Source organism: Streptomyces sp. NPDC101166, from assembly GCF_044768125.1.
Classification (GTDB): Bacteria; Actinomycetota; Actinomycetes; order Streptomycetales; family Streptomycetaceae; genus Streptomyces.
In genome coordinates this window covers 1-1,035 of sequence record NZ_JBIWPF010000372.1, presented here as the reverse complement: position 1 = coordinate 1,035, position 1,035 = coordinate 1, and the positions used below count along the sequence as shown (strand labels likewise).

At 65.7% G+C, this 1,035-nt stretch carries 3 protein-coding genes; 1 reads left to right on the top strand and 2 read right to left on the bottom strand.

Annotated elements, in window-relative coordinates; all coding sequences use genetic code 11:
• Nucleotides 1-275: hypothetical protein (locus ACIRS4_RS39205; protein ID WP_404205209.1), on the top strand; the 275-nt coding region annotated here is incomplete at its 5' end.
• Between the two features lie 61 nt (nucleotides 276-336).
• Here the strand turns inward: ACIRS4_RS39205 and ACIRS4_RS39200 are convergent.
• Both ACIRS4_RS39200 and ACIRS4_RS39195 read right to left on the bottom strand, forming a co-directional pair.
• Nucleotides 337-639 carry a WXG100 family type VII secretion target gene (locus tag ACIRS4_RS39200; RefSeq protein ID WP_379276447.1) on the bottom strand — a complete coding sequence of 101 codons (303 nt, stop codon included), beginning with the start codon at nucleotides 637-639 and terminating at the stop codon, nucleotides 337-339.
• A gap of 50 nt (nucleotides 640-689) precedes the next feature.
• Nucleotides 690-1,035: WXG100 family type VII secretion target (locus ACIRS4_RS39195; protein WP_404205207.1), on the bottom strand; the 346-nt coding region annotated here is incomplete at its 5' end.

Below are 1,035 nucleotides of genomic sequence, written 5' to 3'. Positions count from 1 at the left end.
CCTTGGTCGACCACCTCGCGCACGCCCGCGATCTCGGCTTCCACCTGATCCTGGCCCGCCGCTCCGGCGGTGCGGGCCGGGCCATGTACGAGGCCACCCTCAACCGCCTCAAGGAACTCAACTCCGCGTCCCTGATCATGAGCTGCGGCCGCGACGAGGGCGTCCTCTTCGGCAACACCCGCCCCGTCCTGATGCCCCCGGGCCGCGGCACCTACGGCACCCGCGCGGGCGAGGGCCTCATCCAAACCGACTGGCTGCCACTCGCGGAGCCGTGATCACGGAGAGCGGGCCCGGGCGCACGGCCCGGGCCCGCTCTCCGGAAAGTGTTGTGAATTCTCAGAAGAGGCCCGCGAGGGCGGTGTCCTTGGCCTGGAGTTCGGCATTGCCGGTGCGGACCAGGGTGGCCGCGCCGTTCAAGGTGGTGTTGAGCTGGAGGACGTGCTGGTTCCACAGGCGCTGGAGGTCGGCGAACGCGTCGTTGGCGTCACCCTTCCAGTTGTTCCGCACGAACTCCTCCACGGTGCGGTGGAAGGCCTCGAGCTGGTCGCGGATGGCCTCCGCGCGGCGGAGAATCGAATTCGCGCCGTCAGCGACGCCCTCGAAATGGGCGGAGATGATCTGGCCGTCGACTGCTGCCATGGTGAACTCCTTTGCCAATTGTCCGGAAAGAACGAGGGGTGGCCGAGTGGCTAGACAGCCGGGAGGTCGAGGCTCGTGATCTGGGCGTTGACCTTGGATTCGTAATCCTTGTCGTGCTCTTCGTAATTCGAGCCGACCTTGATCAGTGTCTCGGCGGTGTGCATGAGCTTGTCGTTGAGCTTGTCGGCCTGGAAGTAGTAGCGCCGCATGAACGCGTTGAACGCGTCGGCCGCGCCGCCCCGCCAATTCGAGCCGGCGACCATATCGTCCTCGTCGCGCTTCAGATCGGCGATGGAGTGCATGAGCATGTCGTGGGTCTTCTGGAACTCCTGGGCCTTGGCCTGGATGAGCTCATTACTGGCTTCGAATGCACCGGCCACGGTGCCTCCTTCCGAT